Annotated in this window: 22 protein-coding genes and 1 pseudogene; 5 read left to right on the top strand and 18 right to left on the bottom strand. The window is 65.6% G+C overall.

Annotation, left to right across the window (positions count from 1 at the left end; translation table 11 throughout):
- Nucleotides 1-32: 32 nt before the first annotated feature.
- The 4 genes from HZZ13_RS32540 to ggt all read right to left on the bottom strand — a co-directional run bounded on the left by HZZ13_RS32540 (nucleotide 33) and on the right by ggt (nucleotide 5,717).
- Nucleotides 33-2,324, bottom strand: a complete 2,292-nt coding sequence (locus HZZ13_RS32540; RefSeq protein ID WP_197963534.1) for a xanthine dehydrogenase family protein molybdopterin-binding subunit — start codon at nucleotides 2,322-2,324, stop codon at nucleotides 33-35.
- 2 nt (nucleotides 2,325-2,326) lie between these two features.
- Nucleotides 2,327-3,304: an FAD binding domain-containing protein gene (locus tag HZZ13_RS32535; RefSeq protein WP_246504651.1), complete on the bottom strand. Its 978-nt coding sequence runs from the start codon at nucleotides 3,302-3,304 to the stop codon at nucleotides 2,327-2,329.
- A gap of 43 nt (nucleotides 3,305-3,347) precedes the next feature.
- The gene (locus HZZ13_RS32530) at nucleotides 3,348-3,962 is read right to left on the bottom strand and encodes a (2Fe-2S)-binding protein (RefSeq protein WP_246504649.1); all 615 of its coding nucleotides are present in this window, start codon (nucleotides 3,960-3,962) and stop codon (nucleotides 3,348-3,350) included.
- 168 nt (nucleotides 3,963-4,130) lie between these two features.
- On the bottom strand, nucleotides 4,131-5,717 hold the full coding sequence (ggt, locus tag HZZ13_RS32525; protein ID WP_197963532.1) for a gamma-glutamyltransferase: 1,587 nt from the start codon (nucleotides 5,715-5,717) through the stop codon (nucleotides 4,131-4,133).
- Between the two features lie 196 nt (nucleotides 5,718-5,913).
- Here ggt and trhO point away from each other — a divergent pair, with 196 nt between their 5' ends.
- Both trhO and HZZ13_RS32515 read left to right on the top strand, forming a co-directional pair.
- Complete coding sequence (gene trhO / locus HZZ13_RS32520; RefSeq protein WP_197963531.1) at nucleotides 5,914-6,672, top strand: oxygen-dependent tRNA uridine(34) hydroxylase TrhO; 759 nt, start codon at nucleotides 5,914-5,916, stop codon at nucleotides 6,670-6,672.
- Nucleotides 6,662-6,880, top strand: coding sequence for a SlyX family protein (locus HZZ13_RS32515; protein ID WP_036035310.1), 219 nt, complete (start codon nucleotides 6,662-6,664; stop codon nucleotides 6,878-6,880). The genes trhO and HZZ13_RS32515 overlap by 11 nt, the downstream gene beginning before the upstream one ends.
- Nucleotides 6,881-6,886: 6 nt before the next feature.
- Here the strand turns inward: HZZ13_RS32515 and HZZ13_RS32510 are convergent, their stop codons facing one another.
- Together HZZ13_RS32510 and HZZ13_RS32505 are read right to left on the bottom strand one after the other, a co-directional pair.
- Entirely contained in the window at nucleotides 6,887-8,788 is a 1,902-nt protein-coding gene (locus tag HZZ13_RS32510; protein WP_197963530.1) for a diguanylate cyclase, read from the bottom strand.
- A gap of 175 nt (nucleotides 8,789-8,963) precedes the next feature.
- Complete coding sequence (locus HZZ13_RS32505) at nucleotides 8,964-9,179, bottom strand: hypothetical protein (RefSeq protein ID WP_197963529.1); 216 nt, start codon at nucleotides 9,177-9,179, stop codon at nucleotides 8,964-8,966.
- A gap of 106 nt (nucleotides 9,180-9,285) precedes the next feature.
- Here HZZ13_RS32505 and hemE point away from each other — a divergent pair, with 106 nt between their 5' ends.
- Nucleotides 9,286-10,320, top strand: a complete 1,035-nt coding sequence (hemE, locus tag HZZ13_RS32500) for a uroporphyrinogen decarboxylase (protein WP_197963528.1) — start codon at nucleotides 9,286-9,288, stop codon at nucleotides 10,318-10,320.
- Between the two features lie 196 nt (nucleotides 10,321-10,516).
- On the opposite strand, the gene HZZ13_RS32495 is transcribed toward hemE, so the two are convergent.
- From HZZ13_RS32495 to HZZ13_RS32460, 8 genes are all read right to left on the bottom strand, one after another.
- Nucleotides 10,517-12,637 carry a xanthine dehydrogenase family protein molybdopterin-binding subunit gene (locus HZZ13_RS32495; RefSeq protein WP_197963527.1) on the bottom strand — a complete coding sequence of 707 codons (2,121 nt, stop codon included), beginning with the start codon at nucleotides 12,635-12,637 and terminating at the stop codon, nucleotides 10,517-10,519.
- Nucleotides 12,634-13,611 (bottom strand): FAD binding domain-containing protein, encoded by a 978-nt coding sequence (locus tag HZZ13_RS32490; protein WP_197963526.1) that lies wholly within the window; start codon nucleotides 13,609-13,611, stop codon nucleotides 12,634-12,636. The genes HZZ13_RS32495 and HZZ13_RS32490 overlap by 4 nt, the downstream gene beginning before the upstream one ends.
- Before the next feature lie 2 nt (nucleotides 13,612-13,613).
- The gene (locus HZZ13_RS32485; RefSeq protein ID WP_197963525.1) at nucleotides 13,614-14,240 is read right to left on the bottom strand and encodes a (2Fe-2S)-binding protein; all 627 of its coding nucleotides are present in this window, start codon (nucleotides 14,238-14,240) and stop codon (nucleotides 13,614-13,616) included.
- Between the two features lie 109 nt (nucleotides 14,241-14,349).
- Nucleotides 14,350-15,192: a helix-turn-helix domain-containing protein gene (locus tag HZZ13_RS32480; protein WP_246504648.1), complete on the bottom strand. Its 843-nt coding sequence runs from the start codon at nucleotides 15,190-15,192 to the stop codon at nucleotides 14,350-14,352.
- A gap of 220 nt (nucleotides 15,193-15,412) precedes the next feature.
- The gene (locus HZZ13_RS32475) at nucleotides 15,413-15,577 is read right to left on the bottom strand and encodes a hypothetical protein (protein WP_197963523.1); all 165 of its coding nucleotides are present in this window, start codon (nucleotides 15,575-15,577) and stop codon (nucleotides 15,413-15,415) included.
- A gap of 66 nt (nucleotides 15,578-15,643) precedes the next feature.
- Complete coding sequence (gene hemC, locus HZZ13_RS32470) at nucleotides 15,644-16,624, bottom strand: hydroxymethylbilane synthase (protein ID WP_197963522.1); 981 nt, start codon at nucleotides 16,622-16,624, stop codon at nucleotides 15,644-15,646.
- 23 nt (nucleotides 16,625-16,647) lie between these two features.
- On the bottom strand, nucleotides 16,648-18,273 hold the full coding sequence (locus HZZ13_RS32465) for a GMC family oxidoreductase (RefSeq protein ID WP_197963521.1): 1,626 nt from the start codon (nucleotides 18,271-18,273) through the stop codon (nucleotides 16,648-16,650).
- A 53-nt stretch (nucleotides 18,274-18,326) separates the two neighbouring features.
- Nucleotides 18,327-18,917 carry a TetR/AcrR family transcriptional regulator gene (locus HZZ13_RS32460; RefSeq protein ID WP_197963520.1) on the bottom strand — a complete coding sequence of 197 codons (591 nt, stop codon included), beginning with the start codon at nucleotides 18,915-18,917 and terminating at the stop codon, nucleotides 18,327-18,329.
- Between the two features lie 354 nt (nucleotides 18,918-19,271).
- Between HZZ13_RS32460 and HZZ13_RS32455 the strand changes: the two genes are divergently transcribed.
- Both HZZ13_RS32455 and HZZ13_RS32450 read left to right on the top strand, forming a co-directional pair.
- Nucleotides 19,272-19,637 carry a nuclear transport factor 2 family protein gene (locus HZZ13_RS32455; protein WP_197963519.1) on the top strand — a complete coding sequence of 122 codons (366 nt, stop codon included), beginning with the start codon at nucleotides 19,272-19,274 and terminating at the stop codon, nucleotides 19,635-19,637.
- A 389-nt stretch (nucleotides 19,638-20,026) separates the two neighbouring features.
- Entirely contained in the window at nucleotides 20,027-21,988 is a 1,962-nt protein-coding gene (locus HZZ13_RS32450) for a putative bifunctional diguanylate cyclase/phosphodiesterase (protein ID WP_197963518.1), read from the top strand.
- Between the two features lie 128 nt (nucleotides 21,989-22,116).
- Here HZZ13_RS32450 and HZZ13_RS32445 read toward each other — a convergent pair whose 3' ends face one another.
- The 4 genes and pseudogenes from HZZ13_RS32445 to HZZ13_RS32430 form a co-directional block, all read right to left on the bottom strand.
- Entirely contained in the window at nucleotides 22,117-23,097 is a 981-nt protein-coding gene (locus HZZ13_RS32445) for a PDR/VanB family oxidoreductase (RefSeq protein ID WP_197963517.1), read from the bottom strand.
- 11 nt (nucleotides 23,098-23,108) lie between these two features.
- Complete coding sequence (locus HZZ13_RS32440; RefSeq protein ID WP_197963516.1) at nucleotides 23,109-23,861, bottom strand: GntR family transcriptional regulator; 753 nt, start codon at nucleotides 23,859-23,861, stop codon at nucleotides 23,109-23,111.
- A gap of 3 nt (nucleotides 23,862-23,864) precedes the next feature.
- Nucleotides 23,865-24,914, bottom strand: coding sequence for an aromatic ring-hydroxylating dioxygenase subunit alpha (locus HZZ13_RS32435; RefSeq protein WP_197963515.1), 1,050 nt, complete (start codon nucleotides 24,912-24,914; stop codon nucleotides 23,865-23,867).
- A 192-nt stretch (nucleotides 24,915-25,106) separates the two neighbouring features.
- A pseudogene (locus HZZ13_RS32430) lies at nucleotides 25,107-25,392 on the bottom strand (IS4 family transposase); the annotation flags it as partial.

Genomic DNA, 25,392 nt, shown 5'->3' with positions numbered 1-25,392 from the left:
CTAACCCAAGGCGGCCGCCGTTTCCACCCCCTTTAGAGCTCGATGTTTTCCAGCCGCACCGGCAGCTTGCGGATGCGCTGGCCGGTGGCGTGATGGATCGCATTGCAGATCGCCGCATTAGTGCCGACATTGGCAAGCTCGCCGAGGCCCTTTGCGCCGACCGGGTTGATGTGATCGTCCTGCTCGGACAGCATGATCACCTCGACGCCGGGCACATCGGCATTCACGGGCACGAGATAGTCGGCAAGATTGTCGTTGACGTAGCGCGCATTGCGCTCGTCGATCTCGGTGGCCTCGAGCAGCGCCGAGGACATGCCCCAGATCAGGCCACCCATGAGCTGGCTGCGCGCGGTGCGCGGATTCATGATCCTGCCTGCCGCGAACGCGCCGACCAGGCGGGGGCAGCGGATCTCGTGAGTGAAGCGATTGACGCGGATTTCGACGAACTCGGCGCCGAAGGCATAGGCGATCTGGTCCTTCATTTGATGGCCGCCGACCAGCCGGACCTGCCCATTGTGCATGGCGCGGAAGGAATCCAGCGGCGCGCCCTCCGGCTTCCACTCGCCATATTCTTCGACCACGCCGACGCCGAGCGCATCGAACGCCTTCTCGATGTCGAGCCGACGATCGCCCTTCGCCGCCTGGGTCGACGGTGCCGGGCTGATGCCGACGGTCTCCTTGGCCTTGTCGGCAAGGCTGTCGCTGGGCATGAGCGCCTTGAACAGGCGGTGTCGGATCTGATCGCACACCATCATCACGGCCGAGCAGGTGCTGGCGGTGGAATTGGAGCCGCCGGCAACCGGCGCGGGCGGCAGGTCGCTGTCGCCCATGAAGACTGCAACTTTCTCCAATGACACGCCGAGCCGCTCGGCCGCAGTCTGGGCTATGACGGTGTAGGCGCCGGTCCCGATCTCATGGCCGGCGATCTCGACCCGAGTTCGGCCGTCGCGCTGCAGGCGCACGCGCGCGGCCGACGGCGCCATCTGCGTCGGATAGCAAGTGGCGGCGCAGCCGTAGCCGATCAACCAGTCGCCGTCGGACATCGATTTCGGCTGTGGCGAGCGCTGCGACCAGCCAAACGCTTTGGCGGCTTCGTCGAAGCACGCCATGAGCGATCGCGACGTGTAGGGCTTGCCATCGATCGGATCCCTGGTGGCGTCGTTGATACGGCGAAGCTCGACCGGATCCATGTTCAGTTTCACCGCGAGCTCGTCCAGCGCGCTCTCCAGCGCGAACAGATACGGCACCTCGGGGGGCGAGCGCATGAAGCCGGGCGTGTTGCGATCGGCACGCACGATCGACACCAGGCTGTCGACGTTCGGACAGGCATAGAGCCGCGTCGTGGTCTTGGTGCCACCAACGCAATAGGCATCGGGGCGCGAGGAGACTTCGGCCCCCTCATGCCTCAAAGCGACCAGCTTGCCGTCCCGGCTCGCACCGAGCCTGATCTCATGCCGCGTCTCGGCGCGGTAGGTCGCGATGGTAAAGCCCTGGTCGCGGGTCGGGACCAGCTTGATCGGACGGTTCAGGCGTCTGGCAATGGCGGCGATGATGGCGGTGCGCGGCGTCATCGAGCCGCGCGAGCCGAATCCGCCGCCGACATAGGGATTGACCACGCGCACCTTGTCGGCGTCGATGCCGAGCTGCTCGGCCACGCCGTTCTTCAGGCCATAGACATACTGGCTGCCCTCGTAGATGACGAGATTGTCGCCCATCCAGGCGCAGCTGGTCGTGAACAGCTCCATCGGGTTGTGATGCTGCGTCGGCGTTTCATAAGAAACGCTCAGCTTGACCTCGGCCGCGTCGAACGCCTTGGCGAAATCACCGACCTTAGGGTCTTCCTTGAACTGCGAATTTTGTCCTTTCGCGGCGGCTGCCGTCGTCCCCGGCGAATCGAAGGTCGCGCTGGGCGCAGCGGCGGTATAGCTGACCTTGACGCGGTTGGCGGCTTCGCGCGCGGCCTCGTAACTCTCCGCCAACACCACGGCGATGATCTGACCATCATGGGTGATCTCGGCCGATTTCAGCGGCTGAATCGTGGTGCCGGCATAACCGCCATTGCTGAACAGTTTCGACTCCTTCAGCTTCGGGGCGTTCTCGTGCGTGACGATGTCGATCACGCCGCGGACGCGCTTGGCATCGTCGAGCTCGAAGCGGTCGATGCGGCCCTTGGCGATGGCGCTGGTGACCAGGAACGCGTGGGCCGGATTGTCCAGCGGCATGTCCGAGGCATAGGTCGCCTTCCCCGTGACCTTTGCCGCCGCATCATAGCGCGGCACGGGCTGCCCCATATTCGTCTTCGGCGCGGGAGCTGCAGCGGTCATGATCAGATCTCCATCGTTACGGCCTGCTGGAGCGCACGTGCCACGACGCGCTTGCCAAGCGCGATCTTGAAGCTGTTGTGCCGGCGGCCCTTGGCCTCCGCAAACGCTGCATCGGCAACACGTTGCGCAAGGCCGTCATCGAACTTCTGTCCCTTCAACAGCGCCTCGGCCTCACGCGCACGCCAGGGCACGGTGGCGACGCCGCCGAGCGCGACGCGGGCGTCCCTGATCGTGCCGTCCTGGACGTCGAGCGCGATCGCAGCCGACGACAGCGCGAATTCGTAGGATTGCCGGTCGCGGGCCTTCAGATACACCGACCGTGGCCAGCGGCCCTGTATAGAGAACGCCGAGATCAGCTCGCCGGGCTGAAGCACGGTCTCGATATCGGGCGTGCTGCCCGGCGCCTTGTGAAGCTGCGCGAACGGCATGCTGCGCGTACCGGCCTTGCCGGTGATCTCGACCATTGCATCGAGCGCGATCAGCGCCTGCGCGAAATCGCCGGGATAGGTCGCGATGCACTGATCGGAGGTCCCGAGCACCGCATGCATGCGGTTGACGCCATCCATTGCGGCACAGCCGGAGCCGGGATTGCGCTTGTTGCAGTTCTCATAGGAGACATCGCGGAAGTAGTTGCAGCGCGTCCGCTGCATCACGTTGCCGCCGAGCGTTGCCATGTTGCGCAGCTGGGCGCTTGCGGCGAGCTTCAGCGAATCCGCGATCACCGGATAGCTGCGCTGGATCTCGGCGTGCGCGGCGACGTCGGACATCTTTGCGAGCGCCCCGAGGCGCAAGCCATCGCCACCTGGCGCGATCGCCGACCAGGCGTGGGCCAGCGGACCGATATCGACGATTGCGGTGGGCCGCATCACGTCGAGCTTCATCAGATCGATCAGCGTGGTGCCGCCGGCAAGCGGCTGCGCGGCCGCCTTCGTCAGCGGCTCGTTGGCGGCCGCTGCGCCGCCGAGCGCCTGCACGGCCATACCTGGATCTGTTGCCCTTTGATACGAAAACGGTCGCATGCGCCTAGCCTTTCATGATCTCGGGCGCGGCCTGCTTCACGGCGGCGACGATGTTGGGATAGGCGGCGCAGCGGCAGATATTGCCGCTCATATATTCGCGGATGTCGGCCTCGCTGCCGGCATGACCCTCCTTCACGCACGCGATCGCCGACATGATCTGGCCGGGCGTGCAATAGCCGCACTGGAACGCATCGTTGTCGATGAAGGCCTGCTGCATCGGATGCAGGCGGTCGTCGGTGGCGAGGCCCTCGACCGTCGTGATCTCCTGCCCCTCGGCGGCGAGTGCCAGCGTCAGGCAAGACACCACGCGGCGATCGTCGATCAGCACCGTGCAGGCGCCGCACTGGCCGTGGTCGCAGCCCTTCTTGCTGCCGGTGAGCTTGAGATGTTCGCGCAAGGCATCGAGCACGGTGGTGCGCGCATCGATGCTCAGGCGCTTGTCCTTGCCGTTGACGCGCAGCGTGACCTCGACGGGAAGCGACGGATCCTGCGCCGCTGGCGCCCGCGCATCCTCCGACGCCGCGCGCGCCGTTATCGGGATCAGCGCGCTGCCAGCCGCGCCGGCCATGAAAGCGCGTCGGTCGAATCCGGATGATCTGGAACCTGGTTTGTCGGGCATGGCAGGACTCCGCCGCTGATCTGCAAAAGCAGCGCACGCCTGCACCGCTCATCGCCCCTTAACCTCGAGCGATGAGCGCAGTTCCGAATGAGAGAAGGGCGGCGCAGCAAATGCCGCGCCGCGCTTCGTCAACTTTTCCTGATCTCGCGCGGGGAACTGCGCGGGCGATCAATAACCCAGCGCGCAGCCGTCCTTGCGCGGATCGGAGCCGCCGGTGAGCGTGCCCTTGTCCCAATCGATCCAGATCGCCTGGGCGCCGCCGAGCGGGCCGACCACGCTGGTGGTCTTGTGACCGAGCTTCTTCAGGCCTTCGACGATTGCGGCCGGCACGCTGTCCTCGAGCTGATACTGGCCCTCGTAGTGCAGGCCGCGCGGCATGTCGATCGCCTCCTGCACGTCGCAGCCGTAGTCGAGGATGTTGGTCAGGAGATGAGTCTGGCCGGTCGGCTGGTACTGGCCGCCCATCACCGCGTACGACATCGTGGAACGGCCGCCCTTGGTGAGCAGGCCCGGCATGATCGTGTGCAGCGGACGCTTGCCGCCTTCGATGCAATTGGGATGGCCCGGCTGGATGCGGAAACCGCCGGCGCGATTCTGGAACAAGACACCGGTCTTGTTCGAGACGATCGCCGAGCCGAAGGAATGCGCAACCGAGTTGATGAACGAGCAGACGTTGCGGTCCTTGTCCACGACCGTGATGTAGATGGTCGAGGGATTCATCGGCGGCGCCACGTTCGGCAGGTCGAGCATGCCGTCCATGCGGATCTTCTTGATGTACTCGTCGGCAAAGCCCTTCTCGAGCATCTCGGCGACGTTGATCTTCATGTGCTCGGGCGAGGCGACATGCATCTCGCGGTTCATGTAGGCGATGCGTGCCGCTTCCGCTTCGAGATGGAAGCGCTCGATGCTGACGGGCGCGTACTTGGTCAGATCGAAGCGCGACAGGATGTTGAGCATCAAGAGCGCGGTGACGCCCGGGCCGTTCGGCGGGCACTGCCAGACGTCATAGCCCTTGTACATGGTGCCGATCGGCGTGGTCACTTCGGTCGTGTGTGCGGCGAAATCGTCGAGCGTGTGCAGGCCGCCAATGCCCCTGAGGGTCTCGACCATGTCCTCCGCGATCTCGCCCTTGTAGAAGGCGTCGCGGCCGTCCTTGGCGATCGCGCGCAGCGTCTTGCCGAGCTCGACCTGGCGAATGACGTCGCCGGCGACCGGCGGCTGGCCGCCCGGCAACAAATACCGCACAGTGTTGGTGCCAGCCTTCAGCTTCTCGAACTGGTTCTTCCAATCGAAGGCGATGCGGGGCGCGACGACATAGCCTTCCTCGGCCGCCTTGATCGCGGGCTGGAGCAGCCGGTCGAAGCCGAACTTGCCGTGATCGCGCAGCACGGTGGCGAAGGCATCGATCACGCCGGGAATCGAGACCGCGTGTGCCGAGGTGAGCGGCACCGAGTTGATCTTGCGTTCGAGATACCAGTCGGCATTCGCCGCCTTCGGCGCGCGGCCGGAGCCGTTATAGGCGACGATCTTGCCCTCGCCCCGCGGCTGGATCAGCGCAAAGCAATCGCCGCCGATGCCGGTCGATTGCGGCTCGATCACGCCAAGCAAGGCAGAGCCGGCAACGGCGGCGTCCACCGCGGTGCCGCCCTCGCGCAGCACCTCGATCGCGGCGAGCGAGGCCTGCGGATGCGAGGTCGCAACCATCGCGTTGGTGGCGTGGACCGTGGACCTGCCGGGGAAATGGAAGTTTCTCATCGAATGTCTTGCTCTCTTGGCCGTCGGCGCGATTGGCGCGCCCTCTCGAAAAACCGCGTCTACATGACACATTCCCGCCCCGCGGGGCAATGCTGGCATACCAGGAAAATGGCTGCCATCCGCTGGGCGTATGGACTTTTTACAGGCCTTTGCGATGCGGGTTTTCCGGGCGCGGGCCGCCTGCTAAACGAGCGCCATGAATACGGCTTACAAGGTCTGCGCCTTCTATCAATTCGTCGCCCTCCCCGATTACCGCGAGCTGCGCGAGCCGCTGCGCGCCTGCTGCGCCGGCCTTGGACTGAAGGGCAGCGTGTTGCTGGCGCAGGAAGGCATCAACGGTACGGTCGCCGGGGCACCGGAGGCGATCGACGCCTTCGCTCATGAGCTCGCACACGGCGACATGTTCGGGGGCAGGCTGAACAATCTCGAATTGAAATTCTCCACTGCGGAGGCGATGCCGTTCGGACGGCTGAAGGTGCGTCTGAAGAAGGAGATCGTCACGCTGGGCGATGCGGCCGCCGATCCGACGCGTAAGGTCGGCACCTATGTCGATGCGCGCGAATGGAACGCGCTGATCGCAGCACCCGACACGCTCGTGCTCGACACCCGCAACGCCTTCGAGGTCGCGATGGGGACGTTCGAGGGCGCGCTCGATCCCGGCATCAAGAGCTTCGGCCAGTTCAAGGACTTTGCCGCCGAGCGGCTTGATCCGGCACGGCACCGCAGGATCGCGATGTTCTGCACCGGCGGCATTCGCTGCGAGAAGGCGAGCGCGCATCTGCTCGCACGCGGCTTTGCCGAGGTCTATCACCTCAAGGGCGGCATCCTGAGATATCTGGAGGAGGTGCCGGAGGCGGAGAGCCGCTGGCGCGGCGAATGCTTCGTGTTCGACGAGCGCGTGGCGCTCGGCCACGGTTTGCGCGAGCGAAACAAGGACGTAACGCGTGACGAATGAGATCAAGACGCTGAGCGAGCGCATCGACACGCTGGAGACGCGCCTCGCCTATCAGGACGACACGATCGAGACGTTGAACCAGACCATCACCGCGCAGTGGAAGCAGATCGACAGGCTGACGCGGCAGATCACCGAGCTCAATGCTCGGCTGCAGGAGGCCGAGGCAAATGCGCCGGGGCCGGCCAACGAGCCTCCGCCGCATTATTGAGCGGTGTCATTGGCCGGATGCCTTGGGCAGCAGGTCCATGACCTCGCCCGACATCACCAGGCGATTGCGGCCTGCGGCCTTCGCGGCGTAGAGCGCCCGGTCGGAAGCTTCGACCAGCGCAGCGACCCCCGCTGTTCGTTCGAACACCGGCCGGCAGGCTGCGCCGCCAAGCGAGGCAGTGACGCATCCGGCCGCCGGGTTGCTGCCATGAGCGAGGCCGGCCTCGTGAATGGCGTTACGGATTCGTTCGCCGACCCGGGCGCAGCCGGCGGCGTCGATGTTCGGCAACAGCATGGCGAATTCCTCGCCGCCATAACGCGCCGCCAGATCGCCGGCGCGCTGCGCTTCGGCTGCGATGATCTTGGCGATCAGGCGCAGGCACGCATCGCCCGCGGGATGGCCGTATTCATCGTTATAAGCCTTGAAGTGGTCGACATCGATCATCAGCAAAGCAAGGCTGGAGCGGTCGCGATAGGCGCGTGCCCATTCCTCCTTCAGGCGCTCGTCGAAGTGACGGCGATTGGCAAGGCCGGTGAGGCTGTCCTCGATCGCCAGCGTTTCGAGTCTGGTTTCCAGCTTTTTGTGCTCGGTGATGTCGCGGGAGATCGCGACCACGCCGTCGACGCGGCCATCGTCCTTGCGCGTCACCCGCATGGTCGATTCGAGCCAGATCTCGCCGTTCTGCCGGTGCCGGTTGCGGTAGGTGAGACGCGCCTCCTCCGTCTCGCCGCGCTTCATGGCGTCGACGATCGCCTGGACCTCCGGCAGGTCCTCCGGATTGATACCCGCAAGGGCCGGCGAACCGATCAGCTGATTGGGGCGCCAGCCGACCACGCGGACCGACGAGGGCGAGACATAGCGCAGCCGCTCGTCGAGCCCGATACGGGTCACCATGTCGCTGGAGCCTTCGGCGAGCAGGCGGAAATGCGCCTCCGTCTCGGCCAGCGCGACGGCCATGCGCTGGCCGCGCTGCAACTGCCGCACCAGCACGCCGCCGATGAACGCGATCAGCATCACCAGCGCGAGCACGTAGAGCATGCGGGAGATTGCCGCCGCACGCCAGGGCGCGAGCAACTCGTCCTTGTCGACGGTGGCGAGCAGGAGGAGCGGGAAGCGGCTGCTGCGATTGAAGAAGCTGACGCGGTCGGCGCCGTCCAGCGGCGAGGTGAAATGATAGGCGCCGCTCGGCCGTTGCAGGCTTGGCTCGCGGAACAACGGCTTGTCGGCGACGCTGCGACCGACGAATGTCTCGTTGCTGGGATTGCGCGCGATGATCAGGCCGTCGGCGTGCAGCAGCGCCACGGCGCTGTTGCGGCCGATTTCGAACTGCTCGTAGAAGTGCGCAAGATATCGGGAGCTGATGGTCGCGAGCACCACGCCGCCGAAGCTGCCGTCCTGCTTGCTGAAGCGGCGTGACAGGGTCACGACCCATTCGCCGTCCAGCAGGCTCTTCACGGGACGGCCGACATGGGCCTCGCGCTTCGGCGAGAGCTGGTGATGTCGGAAGAAGGAATCGTCGCTGAAGGTTGTGCCGATCGTACCGGGTGAGGTCAGCCAATTGCCCTGATCGTCGATGATGGCGAGGCTGTGAATGCGCGCGATCGCCTTCTTGCGCGCGTCCAGCAAGGTGCGCAGCTTCGCGATCGTGACCGGTGCGGTGCCGTCCATCTCCAAGCGGCTGACGACGCCGACGACGCCGGAATCCAGGAGATCGAGGCTGTCTTCGGCATGCTGGGTCAGCGACCGGGCGACGTTCGCCATCTCCATCTCGGCGCCCTTGAGCACCGCATCGCGGGCCGTCCATTCACGCCAACCGCTGATGCCGAGAATGGTCGCGCAGGTCAGCGCGACGAAAGCCGCCGCGCGCAGTGGCAGGCGGCTCCATCCAGCTCGTTGGGTCGCGCTCATGCGGCAGGGTCCTCCGATCGCTCGGAAACTCTGCCGCTTCTGTTATTTAATTCTGAAATCGCTACCGGACGACGCGGCGGTTTCCGCCCTTTCCAGTAGTCTTACGGACGCCGCGATCGGCGCATCGCTAACAAGACATTAGCAGGCCTATCGGAATCCGGCGCGCCCGGCGCCGCTAGCTGAAGATGGCCTTAACCTTGGCCCAGAGCGAAGGATGCTCGGCGTCGGCATCCGCCTTCGATGGCGTCGGCTGCGCCGCACTCACGGGATCGGAAGCTGGGAACGTGTCCCTCAGCCCGTCGTCGAGCTTGGATTGCCGATCGGCAGCGAGCGCCTCGCGCAGATCTTCGGCGTGCTTGTCGTGCGGCGCGGGGTTGAATCTCTCAGCCATGATCTCCTCCATTGGCCGGTCAACGCGGCCCGATCTCCCAGGTTCCCCTGTTCCGCTGAGGGCCGCGGCGGTGTATCAGGAGGCACAACCCGCTTCAGGACCATTCGTGCCCCAGTCTTCGACGAAACCCTTCATCGACGTCCTCTCCGGCCAGCGACAGACCGTCCCGCCCATGTGGATGATGCGCCAGGCCGGCCGCTACCTGCCCGAATATCGCGAGGCGCGCGCCAAGGCGGGCGGCTTCCTCGATCTCTGCTTCAACCCGGAGCTTGCCGCCGAGGTGACGCTGCAGCCGATCCGAAGGTTCGGCTTCAATGCTGCGATCATCTTCTCGGACATCCTGGTGATCCCCTATGCGCTCGGACGCTCGGTCCGGTTCGAAGCCGGCGAAGGCCCGCGGCTCGAGCCGCTGGACGATCCGGCCAAGGTGGCGACGCTGGCGCCGCGCGCCGATTTCGGCAAGCTCGAGCCGGTGTTCGAGGCACTGAAGATCGTGCGCGGCGCGCTCGATCCCAAGGTCGCGCTGATCGGCTTCTGCGGCGCGCCCTGGACGGTGGCGACCTACATGGTCGCGGGCCACGGCACGCCGGACCAGGCGCCGGCCCGGATGATGGCCTACCGGCATCCCGAAGCTTTCTCAGAGATCATCGACGTGCTGGTCGACAACTCGGTTCAATATCTGCTGGCACAGCTCGCCGCCGGCGCCGACGCGCTGCAGATCTTCGACACCTGGGCCGGCGTGCTGCCGCCGACCGAGTTCGCGCGCTGGTCGGTCGAGCCGACGCGGCGCATCGTGGAGGGCGTAAGAGCCAAGGTGCCGGACGCGAAGATCATCGGCTTCCCACGCGGCGCCGGCGCGCTGCTGCCGGCCTATGTCGAGGCAACCGGCGTCGATGCGGTCAGCATCGACTGGACCGCGGAGCCGGCCTTCATCCGCGAGCGGGTGCAGAGCAGGGTCGCGGTGCAGGGCAATCTCGATCCGCTGGTGCTGATCACGGGCGGCGCCGCGCTCGACCGCGCCGTCGACAACGTGCTGGCGAATTTTGCTGCCGGGCGGCTGATCTTCAACCTCGGCCACGGCATCCAGCCGGAAACGCCGATCGCCCATGTCGAGCAGATGATCCGGCGCGTGCGCGGCTGATTTGTTTCGCCGCTTCGGGCACGGCAAAACAAGAATGCGAAAACAACCCCATGCACAGTAGCCAAGTCATTGAAAACCTTGGACTTGCATGATTCGCCTGTGCGCTTTGACTTGTCGGGCAAAACAGGCGCAGAATGGCATCATTGCAGATCGTGATTTCGGCGAGGCTTACCGCAGCCGGCTGCAGTCGATGAGGTCAGACGGACCTACGCGTCAGCACGTCTTCGATCCGGATCGGCAGGGTTCGGACGCGCTTGCCGGCCGCATGAAAGACAGCGTTGGCGATCGCGGGGGCGATACCCACCAGGGCGATTTCGCCGAGACCCTTGACCCCGAGTGCATTGACGTGGGGATCCGTCTCGGCGACGAAATGCGCCTCGAGCTGGGGAATGTCGAGATTGACGGGCATCAGGTAGTCGGCCATGTGAGCGTTGACCGGGCGGCCGTCGCGAGCATCGAGAACAGTGCGCTCCATCAGCGCCATGCCGATGCCGCCGACCATGCCGCCGGTGCATTGGCTGCTGGCAAGGCGCGGATTGACGACGCGGCCGATGCCGTAGGCGCCGACCGCGCGGCGCACGCGGATCGTGCCGACGTCGGGATCGATGGCGATCTCGACGAAAACTGCGCCGAAGGAGTGCATCGAGAACCTGGCGGCGGCTTCCGGATCCCGCTGAGACGACGCCGTGGCTTCAATGGGTCGATCCTTCCGCCCTTTTGCGGCCTCCTCTCGCACGGCGATGCAGGCGGCGCGGATCGCGGAGCCGACCGAGGCCATGGTCCATGAGCCGCCATGGGATGGTGCAGGCGGATAGTCCGAGCGACCCAGGCTGAAGCGCACCCGCTCGACAGAGAGCCCGAGAGTCTCGGCGGCAACTTGGGTCATCGACGTATAGGTGCCCGGGCCCATGTCGCTAGCCGCGATCTCGACCTCGGCCGTCCCGTCCGGCAGCAGCCGCGCTCGCGCGGTGGCCGGTGCATGAAAGGCGGGATAGCTTGCGGAAGCAACGCCCATCCCGATGAGTAGTCGGCCGTCGCGCATCGAGCGCGGTTCGGGCGTACGCCGCGACCAGCCGAAACGTTCGGCCCCGAGATCGTAGCATTTCATCAGCGATCGGCTGGAGAAGGGCTTGTTTTCTCCCTGGTCGGTCGCCGGCTCGTTGCGGCGCCGCAGATCGATCGGATCAAGGCGGAGCTTGTAGGCCAGCTCGTCCATGGCGCATTCGAGGGCGAACACACCGCTGGCCTCTCCGGGACCACGCATGTGGTTTGGCGTCCCCGTATCGAGCGGAACCAGGCGGTAGCGGGTACGCACGTTGGGACAGGAGTACAGGAAGGTCGTGACCGAGGTCAGGGCCTCCATGAACTCCTCATAACGGCTGGTCTCGCCCGTGCCTTCGTGAACCACGCTGGTGAGCTTGCCGTCCGCCGTGGCGCCGAGAGCGATCCTTTGCACTGTGCGCGGCCGATGCCCGGTCGTGAAGAACATCTGCTTGCGCGTCAGGACCAGCTTCACCGGGCGCCCCACGTGCCGGGCGGCCATGGCGGCGAGCGTCACGTGGGGCCAGGTCCTGAGCGAGGTGCCGAAGGCCCCGCCGATGAATGGGCAGATCACCGTGACGCTTTCCGGCGGCAGACCGAAGATCGCCGCGATCTCGGCCTGCTCGTTGACGACAACCTGACTCTTGCTCCAAAGCGTCAGACGGTCGCCGCTCCAGCTGGCAATCGTCGCATGCGGCTCCATCGGATTGTGGTTCTCGCGCGCGATGTCGTAGGTCTCGTCGACCTTCACCGGCGCTTCGGCGAGCGCGCGGTCGGCGTCGCCGCGCGCTTTGTCGGCCGGAAGCCGGGCGTCCGGCTGCCTCCCGGCCTCCGGCACGATGGCACGGGCTTCGGGACCGGCGCAATCGACGACCGGCCGCTCGGCATTGTAGGAGACGCGCAGCGCCGCGGCGGCGCGCTCCGCCTGCGCGATGGTCGTGGCCACGACGACCGCCACCGGCTGGCCGTGGAAGCGCACGCGTTCGTCCTGCAGCACGTGCAGCCGCTCGCCCGTCGCCGGATCGATGTAGCTTTTGTGCGGGCCGTACGCCAAGCGCGGCGCGTTGAGGTGCGAGAGAACGGCGAGAACGCCCGGCATTTTCTCGACCGCCGCGCTGTCTACGCCGGCCACGCGGCCGAGCCCCACGGTAGCGCTGACGATCACCGCATAGGCCTGGCCCGGCTGATTGAAATCGGCTGCATACCGCGCGGCGCCCGTGACCTTGGCGCGGCCATCCACGCGCGGCAGCGGCTGTCCGATGATGCCCGTCGTCATGCGATTTCTCCCGTCATTTCGAAGGCGCGAACGATCGTCGGCGGCAGGAGCTCGAGTTTGTAGTGATTGCCGGAGAGCGGACGGGCCCCCTCCACGGCCGATCGGGCTGCTGCCTGAAACACCCGCCGATCCGGCACCTTGCCGATCAGCGCCGCTTCCACGGCGCGCATGCGCCAGGGGCGGGTGCCGACCCCGCCAACCGCAAGCCGCGCGCCGCGGATCACGCCCTCCGCAACGTCGAGCGCCGCTGCCGCGGAAACCAGCGCGAATTCATATGACGCGCGATCGCGCACCTTGAGATAGCGCGCCCGGCGGCTATGCGGCCCCCAGGGGATCCGCACCTCCACGATGAGCTCGCCCGGCAGCAGGGTGTGTTCGAGATGGGGGGTATCGCCAGGCAACCGAAACAGCTCCTCGACCGGGAAAGTGCGCTCGCCCTTCGGACCCTTGACGCGCATCGTGGCGTCGAGCGCGACCAGGGCGACCGCGACGTCCGAGGGGTGCGTCGCCACGCAGTGATCGCTGGTGCCGAGAATCGCGTGGCCGGCATTGAGGCCGCCGAGGGCGGCGCAACCGGAGCGAGGGTTGCGCTTGTTGCAGGCTGCGTCGACCATCCGGAAATAGGGGCAGCGAACGCGCTGAAGCAGATTTCCGCCTATGGACGCCATGTTGCGCAGTTGCGGCGAGGCACCCTCGATCAAGCTCTCGGCGATCAGCGGCTGGAGGCGCTGGACATCGGGGTGGGCCGCCACGTCGGCCATCCGCGCCAGCGCGCCGATGACGAGGTCGGAGCGGTCGATGCGGATCTCGGACATCGGAAGCGCATTGATGTCGACGAGCTGCTGCGGCTGCTCCACCTCCTCGCGCATGAGATCGATCAACGTCGTGCCGCCGGCGATGAGGCGGCGGCCGGAGGATGCGGCGGCGATGGCGGCTTCGACGGAAGTCACCTTCTCGATGGTGAACGGGAACATGGTTAGACCCTCTTGGCAGCGTCGCTAACCGCGGCGACGATCCCCGGATAGGCCCCGCAGCGGCAGATATTGCCACTCATCCAGAACCGAATGTCGTCCGGCGAGCCCGCATGGCCTTCGGCGATGCAGCCGACGGCCGACATGATCTGGCCCGGGGTACAGAAGCCGCATTGCAATCCGTCGTGTTCGATAAATGCGCTCTGTAGCGGATGAAGCTCACCATTTTTCTCAAGGCCCTCGATCGTCTCGATTCGGGCCCCGTCATGCATGGCAGCGAGCGTCAGACACGACACGACCCGCCTGCCGTTGAGTAGGATGGTGCAAGCGCCGCAGGCGCCCTGGTTGCAGCCCTTCTTCGTGCCGGTGAGACCAAGATCTTCGCGTAGGACATCGAGCAGGGATTGCCGCGTATCCAAGTCAAGTTCGTGCCGCGTTCCGTTCACGGCGAGGCGAACCCGTACCATCGACGAGGCGGGCCCGCCTTCGGATACGGATTGCGAGGCAACTTGGGGCACCACCGCTATGGAAGCCGCTCCCCCGGCAGTCAGCAGGACCGAACGGCGCGATATACCTCCCCGCGTGCCTTCGCTCTCGGCAGCGGCAGCGATGAACGGCTCCTGGTTCGTCATGTGGTCGGAATCCCTCAATGATCCCGCCCAGTAGGCCACGATCCCGACGGACGCACCGTTCGGATCTTGCGGCGACTATCGCAGTCTTGCGATGAATTGGCGCCGGCGCCTAAAGTGCGCGGCGGAAGGCGGAGGGAGTCACTCCCACCTTTCTGCGGAACGTCGCGGCGAAAGCCGACGGCGTCTCGTACCCGACCGCGAGCGCGATTTCGGTGACGCTCAGTCTCGACTGGGCGAGAAGTTCGCGCGAGCGTTTCATCCTTTGCCCGGTCAACCATTCGTGCGGGGTCTGCCCCATCGATCGCCGAAACGCCGTACAGAAGTGAAAGCGGCTGAGGTCGACAAGGGCGGCCAGCTCGTCAAGCCCGACGTGGCGGTTGAGATTCTCGTCGATGAATGCGGTGACGCGCTTCACCTGCCAATCCGCGAGCCCACCCGTTCTTCCCCGAGCAGACAAAGCGCCAAAAGACGAATGCTCCTGGACCAGCCGCAGGCACAGAAGGTCGATCGCCCGCTCCACGAACAGGCGGGACGATGCGCTGTCCCGCCCCGCCTCATGGCTCAGGATCTCTAGCAATCCCGCCGCCGCGGGATCGGCGAAAGCCACGCGGGGCAGAAGTTCGACGCGCCTTCCGCCCGCGATCTCATCCGCGCACGCCTGGAGGCGTTCTTGCGTGAGGTACACGTGCGAAACCACGACGGGCCCTGCGATATTCCAGTGGCCATCAACGCCTTGCGGTATGAGAGTGAACGCTTTCGGGTTCGTCCTGGAGTCCAGGACCTTGTTCTCGATGCGCCAGGATATCCGATGCTGTCCTTCGTAGCAGCCGACCGCGATGTGTCCGGTCACCCCGCGCATGTAATCCTCTTTCAACCCCCCGTGCGCCCACTTCGGCGTCAGGCGCGCATCACCCTTCAGAACCTCGGACAGCAGGATCGGCGGCTCGTCCAAGATTCGCGCCATCTCGGCGGCCGCATCAGGGTCGCGGCCGTCGGGCGAATTGTGCGCAGGGTTACTTCGAGAACGAACGAGTGGCCGGTCCAAACTGTCGACCCCATGGCAGTAGAGGCATCGATGATTAAGCGAAAGCAGGTTCTATTATGCCGAAGACCCCTCGGCAGCGCCACGGCTGCCGCGCGCGACCCGAGGTCGCTGCCTTCGATTTGGGCAATCAGCATCCGATGGTGGTGTGCGCCGTCGCTTCCTTGGGCTTCTTGCCCTCGATCGGCATCAGCATCTCCTTCTGGCCGCTGGATGCCTTCCGCGGTTTCTTGGTGGGCTTGACCTCCTTCGCCAATGCGGCCTCGTGGCCGACGCTCCGCCGCAGCGCCTCCATGAGATCTTCGCTCGTCCGACGTCCTCGCGGAAGGCGGCCTCCCGGAGACGCATAAGCTCGGTCTAATTACCGCGGCCGGCTGCGCTCGATGATCTCCGCCGCACCCTTCGCCAGCAGGTCCAATCCCACCGCGCGGCCGAGCTCGCGCGGACGGTTGGCGGGCCCGGTATGCGAGGCCTCGATGATGGTGTTACCGGAGAGGTCGAGCACCGATGCGGTGAGCGACATCCGATCGCCTGCGATGGTCGAGAAGCCCGCCACCGGCGAATTGCAATGGCTGTTGAGCACCCACAGCACCTCGCGCTCGGCGTCGGCGGACGCGTGCGCAGAGGCGTCGTCGATCGACGACAGGATCTGTCGCGTCTGCCAGTCCTGCGCGGCGCATTCGACTGCGACGATGCCCTGCCCTGCCGCCGGCAGCATCTCCGCCGCGGTAAATTCGTAGGCGATGCGATGCGCAAGACCGACGCGGTTGAGACCCGAGCGCGCCATGATCAGCGCATCCGCGGGACCCACAGCGCCGCCGTCCGGCAGGCGCTGCTTCTCGCCATTGTCGAGTTTGCGCACGCGCGTGTCCGCGGCGCCACGGAAGTGGATCACCTCAACATCGGGGAACAGCCGCCGCGCATAGGCCGCGCGGCGGACCGCGTTGGTGCCGATCTTGAAACCCTTGCCGCGAGACTGCCGCAGCGCCTCCAGCGTCACACCCTCGCGCAGCACCAGCGCGTCGCTGGGCGGATCGCGCGACAGCGTGGCACCGATGACGAGACCGGGCGTGTCCTCGTTGCCGGGCATGTCCTTCAGCGAATGCATCGCCGCCTGGAGCTCACCCGACAGCACGGCGGCGCGGATTTGAGCCACGAAGGCACCGCCCTTGCCGCCATGCGGCAACAGCTTGCTGGTCTGGTCGAGATCGCCCGTGGTGTCGAACTTGACGATCTCGACGTCGAGACCGGGCACGGCGACGGTTAGGCGGCGCGCAATCTCTTCCGTCTGTGCCAGCGCCATGGCGCTCTTGCGTGTGCCGATCCGAAATCGAGTAGCCAAGTCGAACGTCCTTTCAGGGCGAATTATCGCGCATCCTCCAATATCATGTCGGAGGCCTTTTCGGCGATCATGATGATCGGCGCATTGGTGTTCCCCGACACCAGGTCGGGCATGATCGAGCCGTCGACGACGCGCAGGGCTTCGAGCCCCCTCACCTTCAGCCGCTGATCCACCACCGCGAGCGCGTCGTTGCCCATACGACAGGTCGAGGTCGGATGGTAGATGGTGCTGCCCCGCTCGCGGCAATAATCCAGGATCTCGGCATCCGTGGATACCTTCTCGCCGGGGTCGTACTCACTGACCACGAACGGCTTCAGCGCCGGCGCGTTCAATATCTTGCGCAGGATCTTGATGCCTTCGACGTTGGTGGTGCGGTCGGTCTCGGTGGACATGTAATTGATGCGGATCTCCGGCGGCACGGTCGGGTCTGCGCTCTTGATGCGCAGGGTGCCGCGGCTCTCGGGCCGGAGCTGGCACACCGAGGCGGTGAATCCCGAGAAGGCGTGCAGCTTCTCGCCCATCTTGTCGGTCGAGAACGGCAGGAAGTGCACCTGGATGTCGGGCGAGGCGAGGCGCGGACTGGTCTTGAAGAAGGCGCCCGCCGTGCCGGCTGCGATCGTCAGCCAGCCCTTCCGGAACAGCGCATAGCGTGCGCCGGCCATGGTGCGGCGAAGCGGATGATTGATGGTGTCGTTGAGCGTGATCTTCTGCGAGCAACGCATCACGATGCGGACCTGCATGTGATCCTGCAGATCGTGACCGACGCCCGGCGCGTCCAGCACCACATCGATGCCGTGCCGATGTAGGAGATCGCCGGGGCCGACGCCGGAGAGCTGGAGCAGCTGCGGCGAATTGTAGGCGCCGCTCGACAGCACGACCTCCTTGCGCGCGCGGGCGCGGCGCAAGGTGGCGCCTTGCCGGTATTCGACGCCGACCGCGCGGCGCCCTTCGAACAGGATGCGCTGAGCGTGGGCGGAGGTCTCGATCTTGAGGTTGCTGCGCGCCTTCGCGGGACCGAGATAGGCGACCGAAGTCGAGGCGCGGCGGCCGTTGCGCGTCGTGGTCTGGAACAGGCCGACGCCTTCCTGCGTCGCGCCGTTGAAGTCGGGATTGTAGGGCAGACCGGTCTCGACTGCGGCATCGATGAAGGCTTTCGACAACGGATCGGTCACGATCATGTTGGACACCGGCAGCGGCCCGCCCGTGCCGTGATAATGGTCGGCACCCCGAGACTGGTTCTCGGCCTTCTTGAAATAGGGCAGCACGTCGTCATAGCCCCAGCCGGTGTTGCCGAGCTGACGCCAGCGGTCGTAGTCCTCGTGCTGACCGCGGACATAGAGCAGGCCGTTGATCGAGCTCGATCCGCCCAGCGTTTTGCCGCGTGGCTGGAACACCTGGCGCCCCTTCAGCTCGGGCTCCGGCTCGGTCTGGTACATCCAGTTGACGCTCTTCTCCTTGAACAGCTTGCCGTAGCCGAGCGGGACATGGATCCAGATATTGGAATCCTTCGGGCCGGCCTCGAGCAGCAACACGCTGTACTTGCCGTTCGCAGTGAGCCTGTTGGCAAGCACGCAGCCGGCGGAGCCGGCGCCGACAATGATGTAGTCGAATTCGGGATCTGTGGGTCCAAGGGCGGAATTTGCGTTCATGCGCTACTGTTCTTCTTGTTAGAGCGGGCGTTTCCGGTTCGTCACTACCACAATCATGCGGGCAGACGCAGCGCTTCCACCAGCGACTTGAACGCGCGGGCATATTCCGCGCCGGCCTTGGCGATATCGGACCGGCCGGCGCAGGCAACCGCGGCTTCCGTGACCGCACCGAGCAGCAGCCGCGCCAGCGGCTCGACCGGCTGCCGGGCGATCAGGCCGGCCTCCATCGCGGCGGAGAGCGCGCGCGGCATCTTGCCGCCAAAGTGCTGCGCGTCGATCTCGCGCCAGCGCTCCCAGCCGAGCACCGCCGGGCCGTCACGCAGGATGATCTGGCCGGTCGGGCCTTTGGCGGTCGCTGCGAAGTAGTGCTGGGTGCCGGCGACCATGGCGGCGAGCACGTCCTTTTCGGCCCGTGCCGCGCGGTCGATCTCGGCAACGAGGTCGCGCGAGACCTGGTCGAACACGGCTGCGAACACCGCCTCCTTGGTCTTGAAGTGATGATAGACCGCGCCCTTGGCAACCGAAGCGCCTTCGGCAATGTCGTCCATGGTGGTCGCGGCAAAGCCGTGCGTCCCGAACAGGCGCCGCGCCGCCCTCAGGATCGCCTCCGATGTCGCCGCGCGCCGCTCCGCCTGCTTGGCCATGGGTCTCGTGCATCCCGTGGTTTCTAGAAGTCGCAGCCAGTTGGGCCGCGCCAGGACCGGTCTGTCCGTTCCCTCCCCCCTTGTGGGGGAGGGGCAGGGAGGGGGGTGCCACACGGGGATTCTATGGGTCGCACATCCGCTCCTAGTTCATCATCAACAGCCAGCACCGTTTGCTGGGCTACCCCCCTCCCCAGCCCTCCCCCACAAGGGGGGAGGGAACGCACCGTCGCCGGCGCGCGAGCCAAGTCCCATCGAAACAGGCTCTAATCGAATTCGCTTCGCGCGACCAGTTGACTTTTCGACTATCGGTCGGTAATTACCGACTATCAGTCGGTTTTAGCTTGTGAGGTCGCCATGCCGAGCCGTGAGATCGTCGAAGCCTTTGCCAAGCGCTTGGAGGACGGGGACTTCGTCGGCGCGATCGAGCAGTTCTGCGCACCTGATGCAGCGACGTATGAGAACAACGCCGCGCCGACGGTCGGGCGGGACAAGCTGGTCGCGAAGGAGCGCGGCGTGCTGGCCGCGAACAAGGAGGTCAAGGCCGTACGTATCGGTCCGAGCCTGATCGAAGGCGATCAAGTCGCGACGCGCTGGGTTTTCAGCTTCACCAATGCCGAAGGTGTCACGCGGACGCTGGACGAAATCGCGTGGCAAACCTGGCGCGGCGACGAGCTGATCGAGGAGCGGTTCTATTACGATCCGAAGCAGCTCGGGCGGTGACGACGTCTCACCAACAGAGGTGTCATCGCCCCGCTTGACCGGGCGATCCAGTATTCCAGAGAGAGTTCTGATCCCTCGATAGGCCGCGGCGTACTGGATGCCCCGGTCCCGTCTTCGCCAAGGCTACGCCGGGGCCACAAGGGTGCTCGGCCGCCGAAGCCTTAGCGAAGGCGGCAAGCCGGGGCATGACGGCGAACTAGTGGGGAGCGCCCGGCCCTCGTTACAACCGTAATCCCAAGCCCCGCATTTGTATCGATTTGTTATCGATACTCTCACGCAGAAATGGTTACGCCGCCCCCGCAGGCGGGATAATTCATAGTTCGTCAAAGGTTTGCAGCGAATTCTATGGATCGAGCCGAAATGAACGGCTCTCGCTGCCAGGCTCTGAAATGCGGACTCAAACGACCAACTATGTCGCACGGCTGTTCGCCGGCGATCTGTCGGCCTTTGGCGGTCCCGCAACCGACGAAGCCATGGCCGGGCATATCCGCGCCGAGCAGATGTCGCTGGTGCTCGGCTATTCGGTCGGCATCATGCTGGCCAACGCCTGCAACGCCATCGTGCTCGCGATCGCGCTGTGGCCGTCCCCGGACAGGATCCCTGCCCTGATCTGGGCGGCTTCCGTTGCCGGCGGCGCCATCGCATTCGGCCTGCAATCGCACGCGGCACGCCGCATCACCAAGCCGCAATTCGTCTCGCGCCGCGCGATGCACCGGCTGGTGCGCAACGCCTTCGTCCTCGGCTCGGCGTGGGGAATCGTTCCGGTCGCCTTCTTCGCCAATGCTGGGGCCGGCGGCCAGCTCATCATCACCTGCTTGTGCTCGGGCATGTTGGCCGGCGGCGCGCTCGCCTTTGCCACCATTCCGATCGCGGCGATCGCCTTCACGGCGCCGATCTTTCTCGGCATCGCCATCTGCCTCGGCCGGAACGGTGATCTCGCCTTTCTCCTCATCGCCTTTCTCGTCGTGGTCTACGGCAGCGTCCTCTTGCGCGGCGTGTTCGTCAATTCGTTCGCGTTCGCGCGGCGCGTCATCCGGCAGATCGAGGCCGAGCGCACGGTGCGGCTCGATCCCCTGACCCATCTGCCCAACCGTGTTGCCTTCAACGAAACGCTCGATGCCGCGCTCAAGCGGCTGGCGCTATCGGGCGAGGAATTCGCGGTGCTCCTGCTCGATCTCGACCGCTTCAAGGAGGTCAACGACCAGTTCGGCCATCCCGCTGGCGACGAATTCCTGGTTCAGGTCGCAAGCCGCCTGCAACGCTGCACGCGTGCCGCCGAGCACGTCGCGCGGATCGGCGGCGACGAGTTCGCACTGGTGATGGCTAATCTGACGCGGCCGGAAGATGCGCTCGAGATCGCCGAACGCTTCGTCGCGGCCTTCAGCGAACCGTTCCAGATCGAGGGCCGCCAGATCGTCGGCGCGACCAGCGTCGGCATCGTGCTGGCGTCGCGCGACGGCAACACGCCGCTCGACCTCATGAAGAATGCCGATGCCGCGCTCTACCGCGCCAAGAAGACGGGGCCGGGCACGGTCTGCTTCTTCGAGCAGGCCGACGACAGGTCGTCCCGCGAGCGCAAGGCGCTGCAGTCGGACCTCGCAAGCGCGATCGCGCGCAACGAGCTGTTCCTGGTGTTCCAGCCGTTCCTCGATCTCGGCACCAACCGGATCACCGGCTTCGAGGCGCTATTGCGCTGGCAGCATCCTTCGCGCGGGCTGGTGCCGCCGAGTGAATTCATACCAGTCGCCGAGGAGACCGGGCTGATCCACGAGATCGGCGAATGGGTCATCCGCCGCGCCTGCGCGACGCTGGCCGATTGGCCCGAAGACATCAGGGTTGCCGTGAATTTCTCGGCCGCGCAATTTCACAACACGGCCATCCTCCAGACCATCGTGCAGGCGCTCGCCGACGCCAGGATCGCCCCGCATCGGCTCGAGATCGAGATTACGGAATCGATGCTGCTGTCGAAGTACGGCTCGGCCGCGACGGTCCTGAACGCGCTGCTGGAGCTCGGCGTCACCGTGGCGCTGGACGATTTCGGCACCGGCTTCTCCTCGCTGACCTACCTGCGCAAGCTGCCGTTCACCCGCATCAAGATCGACCAGTCCTTCATCCGCGACATGCTGGTGCAGCCGGACTGCGCGGCGATCGTGAAGTCGGTGATTTCGCTCGCGCGCGATTTGCGCATCGGCGTGGTGGCGGAGGGCGTCGAGACCGCCGACCAGCTCGAATATCTCAGGCAGATCGCTTGCGACGAGGTGCAGGGTTATCTGATCAGCCGGCCGGTCGCCGCGGATGGGGTGCTGGCGCTGCTGGAGACGAAGACGTATCGGGCAACTTTTGCGGCGTAGGACTCTACGATCGATCCTTCGTAGCCCGGATGGAGCGCAGCGCAATCCGGGACAAGTGTGCGCCGGAGCAACACCGCCCCGGATTTCGCTGCGCTCCGTCCGGGCTACAATCATTCAGGATGTAGCCGTCAGACCCCATCCGCGCGCAGCAGCGTGTCGACCGTGATGGTGCCCCGCGCGCGGGAGACGCAGGCGCAGATCTTCTGGTTGGCTTGCTTCTGGTGGTCGCTGAAGAAGACGTCGCGATGGTCGATCTCGCCATCGACGTCGACCACGTCGATGGCGCAGAGGCCGCATTCGCCGCGCTTGCAATCGGATATCACCTCAAAGCCGCTGGCATTGAGCACGTCGAGCATCGAGCGCTCGCGCGGGATTTCGAGCTCGACAGCGGAGTCCTTCAGGCGCACCCTGAACGTCTCGGTCGGCAGCGTGCCGCTGGAGCCGAAGGTCTCGTAGCGGAGATCGGGGAGAGGATGGCCGGCGCCGATCCAGGCATGTCGCGCGACATCCAGCATCCGCATCGGGCCGCAGAACAGGGCCAGCGTGCCCCGCGGCAATGAGGCGAACAGCGCGTCGAGATCGAGCCGACTGCCTTCCTCGCTGACATGCAGGACGAGACGATCGCCAAGCATTGCGGCGAGATCGCCGAGATAGGCGGCCTCGCTGCGCGAACGCACGGCATAATGCAGGGTCACGTCCGCTCCGCGCCGCGCCAGCGCCTGCGCGGCGCCGAGGATCGGGGTGATGCCGATGCCGCCGGCAATCAGGCAATAATTGTCGCGGGTCCAATCGACCGCGAGCAGCGAAGCGGGCCGGGTGATGTCGAGCCGCGCGCCCGGTTGCAAGGACCACATGTAGCGCGAGCCGCCGCGGGAATCATCAGTGCGGCGCACCGCGATTCTGAAGCCCTGCGGGGAGGCCTCACCGACCAGCGAATAGGACCGCGTCTCCGGCAGGCCGTCGATGGTGACGCTGACATTGATGTGGCTGCCGACCGGATAGGCCGTAGCCTCGAACTGATCCGGCTTGATCAGGAATTCGCGGACGCTCGGGGTGAGATCGCGGGTCGCGACGAGCGTTGCGGGGGTCCAGGTCTCGATGAAGCGCATGGTGACTGCCCTCAATCGGTTGCGGTCTTGATCAGCGCGAGCGCCGGCAAGAGGTCGAGATGGGTGCGGTTGCGCAGCGCGAGCCGCAGGTTTCGCACCGCGAGCCGGGCATGCTCACGCATGACGGCCTCGGCGCGCGCGCCTTCGCGGTTCTCGATGGCGTCGATCACGACGCGGTGGTGCTCCTGGGCGATGATCAGGATCTGCTGCGCCTCCGGCAGTGCCGATTGCGCCATCACGAAGCCGCTCGGCGATGCAAACGGCAGCGCCGAGGCGCGGTCGATCTGACGGATCAAGGGCGGGCTGCGCGACAATTCGGTGAGCAGCGCATGAAAGCGCGCATTCAGAGTAACATAGGACGAGAATGCATCGACCGAGATCGGCACCTGCCCCAGCAGCTCGTCGATCGCAGCAAGGCACTCCTTCAGCGGCTCGAGCTCGCGCGCGGAGACGCCGCGCTCGGCGGCAAAGCGCGCCGCCAGGCCTTCCAGCGTGCCGCGCAGCTCGATGGAATCGGAGATGTCGCGCTCGGAAAACGCCTTCACCATGAAGCCGCCGGAGGGGATCGCCTCGAGCAGGCCCTCCTCCTCCAGCCGCACCAGCGCCATCCGCACCGGCGTGCGCGAGGCGCCTGTGGTCTCCACCGCCTGAAGCTCGGAGATGCGCTCGCCTGGCCGCAAGGCGCCCGACAGGATCTGGTCGCGCAGCGCGAGTTGCGCCTTTACCGTCTGCGAGATGGAGCGGTCGACCTCACGCTCGGCCATGTTCTACTCCGCGGCCTGAAGGTGTTTTGGGGCGTTTTCCTTCGCCACCATCCGGTCGATCAGCTTGCGCGACCACATCGCGCCGGCGTCGATGTTGAGGTTATAGAAGATGCGGTCGGGGTTTTCGTCCATCGCACGCTGCTGCGCTTCGAGGATCAGCTCGTCTTCGCGGAAGATGCCGGAGACGCCCTCGCGGATCTCGGTCGTGAGGCGCTGCTCGCCCAGGCGATAATTGCGGACGAAGGACCAGAAATAATGACAGGTCTTCTCGGTCTCCGGCGTGATGGTGTTGAGCACGAAGCCGTTGACGCCTTGCGAGCGGTCGCCTTCCGGCGCACCGGTCCCCGCCGGCGCAACGCCGACGTCGATCGCGATGGTGCACGGCGCCTCGAAGCGGATGATCTGCCAGCGGTCGACGCGGCCGGGCTTGCCGAGCTGCTTGGCCCAGAACGGCGGCGGCTCGATGTTGCGCATCCAGCGCGTCACCGTCACCGTCTTCTCGCCGTGGGTGACGTCGAACGGCGCTTCCGCGACGGCGTCATTGCCGATGGACGAGCCGTGCACGAAGGTCTCGTGGGTGAGGTCCATGAGATTGTCGAGCACGAGGCGGTAGTCGCAATTGACGTGGATGGTCTTGCCGTCGCCGGCCCAGGCCGGGTCGTGATTCCAGTGCATGTCGGGGACGAGCGCAGGATCGGCGAGCGCGGGATCGCCCATCCAGAGCCAGACGTAGCGGTGACGCTCGACCACGGGATAGGCGCGCACGCAGGCCGAGGGATTGATGGTCTCCTGCGAGGGCATGAAGGTGCAGCGCCCCTGCGCGTTGAACTTGAGACCGTGATAGCCGCAGACGACGGTGTCGCCTTCGAGCCGGCCCTTGGACAGCGGCACCAGGCGATGCCAGCAAGCATCCTCCAGCGCGGCCACCGAGCCGTCGGCCTTGCGGTACATCACGACATGCTTGCCGCAGATCGTCCGCGGCAACAGCGCCGCCTTGACGTCGGCGTCCCACGCCGCGGCGTACCAGGCGTTCATGGGGAAGGGTTTTGTCATTGTCTCACTCCCACGGGCTTATGAATACGTTATGTATACAATAGCGACCTGCGGGAATGGTTCAAGCGGATTTTCTGATTACTATATTACCTATAACGCGTTATCTGTATACATAATTTCGTATCGATTTGCCGCGGCTGCATAGTTGGGGAGTGCGCCGCGCTGTTACCCTCCCCTGGAGGGCTACCGGATTCACAGATCACCTCCGGGGATCATTAGCTTTGCACCGCGCTTCATGGCCTGGAACTCGAGCCAGCCCTCGAGCATGACGATCGGGCCTGGCTTGCCGTAATAGCCGGTCCATCCGCCGAGGCGCGCGCAGACCCAAGCTGCGCGCGCCAGTGATCCCTTCGGATGGGGATTTTTCTGTCGCTCCGTCTTGCCTTCAAGTTGAGCGCAACAGGCTTCCAGCAGGGGAACGTCCTCGGGCTCGAATGCATCGCTCAGGGGCCGCAGAGGCCCTGGGCCGCCGTCACGC

The sequence above is a fragment of the Bradyrhizobium agreste genome (genome assembly GCF_016031625.1).
In the GTDB taxonomy this organism is placed as follows: Bacteria; Pseudomonadota; Alphaproteobacteria; order Rhizobiales; family Xanthobacteraceae; genus Bradyrhizobium; species Bradyrhizobium agreste.
This window is presented reverse-complemented; position numbering and strand designations above follow the sequence as displayed.

Excerpts from the sequence above, each read along its gene's own strand:
- HZZ13_RS32540 (WP_197963534.1), bottom strand. The coding sequence starts at position 2,324 with ATGACCGCTGCAGCTCCCGCGCCGAAGACGAATATGGGGCAGCCCGTG.
- HZZ13_RS32535 (WP_246504651.1), bottom strand. The coding sequence starts at position 3,304 with ATGGCCGTGCAGGCGCTCGGCGGCGCAGCGGCCGCCAACGAGCCGCTG.
- HZZ13_RS32530 (WP_246504649.1), bottom strand. The coding sequence starts at position 3,962 with ATGCCCGACAAACCAGGTTCCAGATCATCCGGATTCGACCGACGCGCT.
- ggt (WP_197963532.1), bottom strand. The coding sequence starts at position 5,717 with ATGAGAAACTTCCATTTCCCCGGCAGGTCCACGGTCCACGCCACCAAC.
- trhO (WP_197963531.1), top strand. The coding sequence starts at position 5,914 with ATGAATACGGCTTACAAGGTCTGCGCCTTCTATCAATTCGTCGCCCTC.
- HZZ13_RS32510 (WP_197963530.1), bottom strand. The coding sequence starts at position 8,788 with ATGAGCGCGACCCAACGAGCTGGATGGAGCCGCCTGCCACTGCGCGCG.
- HZZ13_RS32505 (WP_197963529.1), bottom strand. The coding sequence starts at position 9,179 with ATGGCTGAGAGATTCAACCCCGCGCCGCACGACAAGCACGCCGAAGAT.
- HZZ13_RS32495 (WP_197963527.1), bottom strand. The coding sequence starts at position 12,637 with ATGACGACGGGCATCATCGGACAGCCGCTGCCGCGCGTGGATGGCCGC.
- HZZ13_RS32490 (WP_197963526.1), bottom strand. The coding sequence starts at position 13,611 with ATGTTCCCGTTCACCATCGAGAAGGTGACTTCCGTCGAAGCCGCCATC.
- HZZ13_RS32485 (WP_197963525.1), bottom strand. The coding sequence starts at position 14,240 with ATGACGAACCAGGAGCCGTTCATCGCTGCCGCTGCCGAGAGCGAAGGC.
- HZZ13_RS32475 (WP_197963523.1), bottom strand. The coding sequence starts at position 15,577 with ATGGAGGCGCTGCGGCGGAGCGTCGGCCACGAGGCCGCATTGGCGAAG.
- HZZ13_RS32465 (WP_197963521.1), bottom strand. The coding sequence starts at position 18,273 with ATGAACGCAAATTCCGCCCTTGGACCCACAGATCCCGAATTCGACTAC.
- HZZ13_RS32460 (WP_197963520.1), bottom strand. The coding sequence starts at position 18,917 with ATGGCCAAGCAGGCGGAGCGGCGCGCGGCGACATCGGAGGCGATCCTG.
- HZZ13_RS32455 (WP_197963519.1), top strand. The coding sequence starts at position 19,272 with ATGCCGAGCCGTGAGATCGTCGAAGCCTTTGCCAAGCGCTTGGAGGAC.
- HZZ13_RS32450 (WP_197963518.1), top strand. The coding sequence starts at position 20,027 with ATGCGGACTCAAACGACCAACTATGTCGCACGGCTGTTCGCCGGCGAT.
- HZZ13_RS32445 (WP_197963517.1), bottom strand. The coding sequence starts at position 23,097 with ATGCGCTTCATCGAGACCTGGACCCCCGCAACGCTCGTCGCGACCCGC.
- HZZ13_RS32440 (WP_197963516.1), bottom strand. The coding sequence starts at position 23,861 with ATGGCCGAGCGTGAGGTCGACCGCTCCATCTCGCAGACGGTAAAGGCG.
- HZZ13_RS32435 (WP_197963515.1), bottom strand. The coding sequence starts at position 24,914 with ATGACAAAACCCTTCCCCATGAACGCCTGGTACGCCGCGGCGTGGGAC.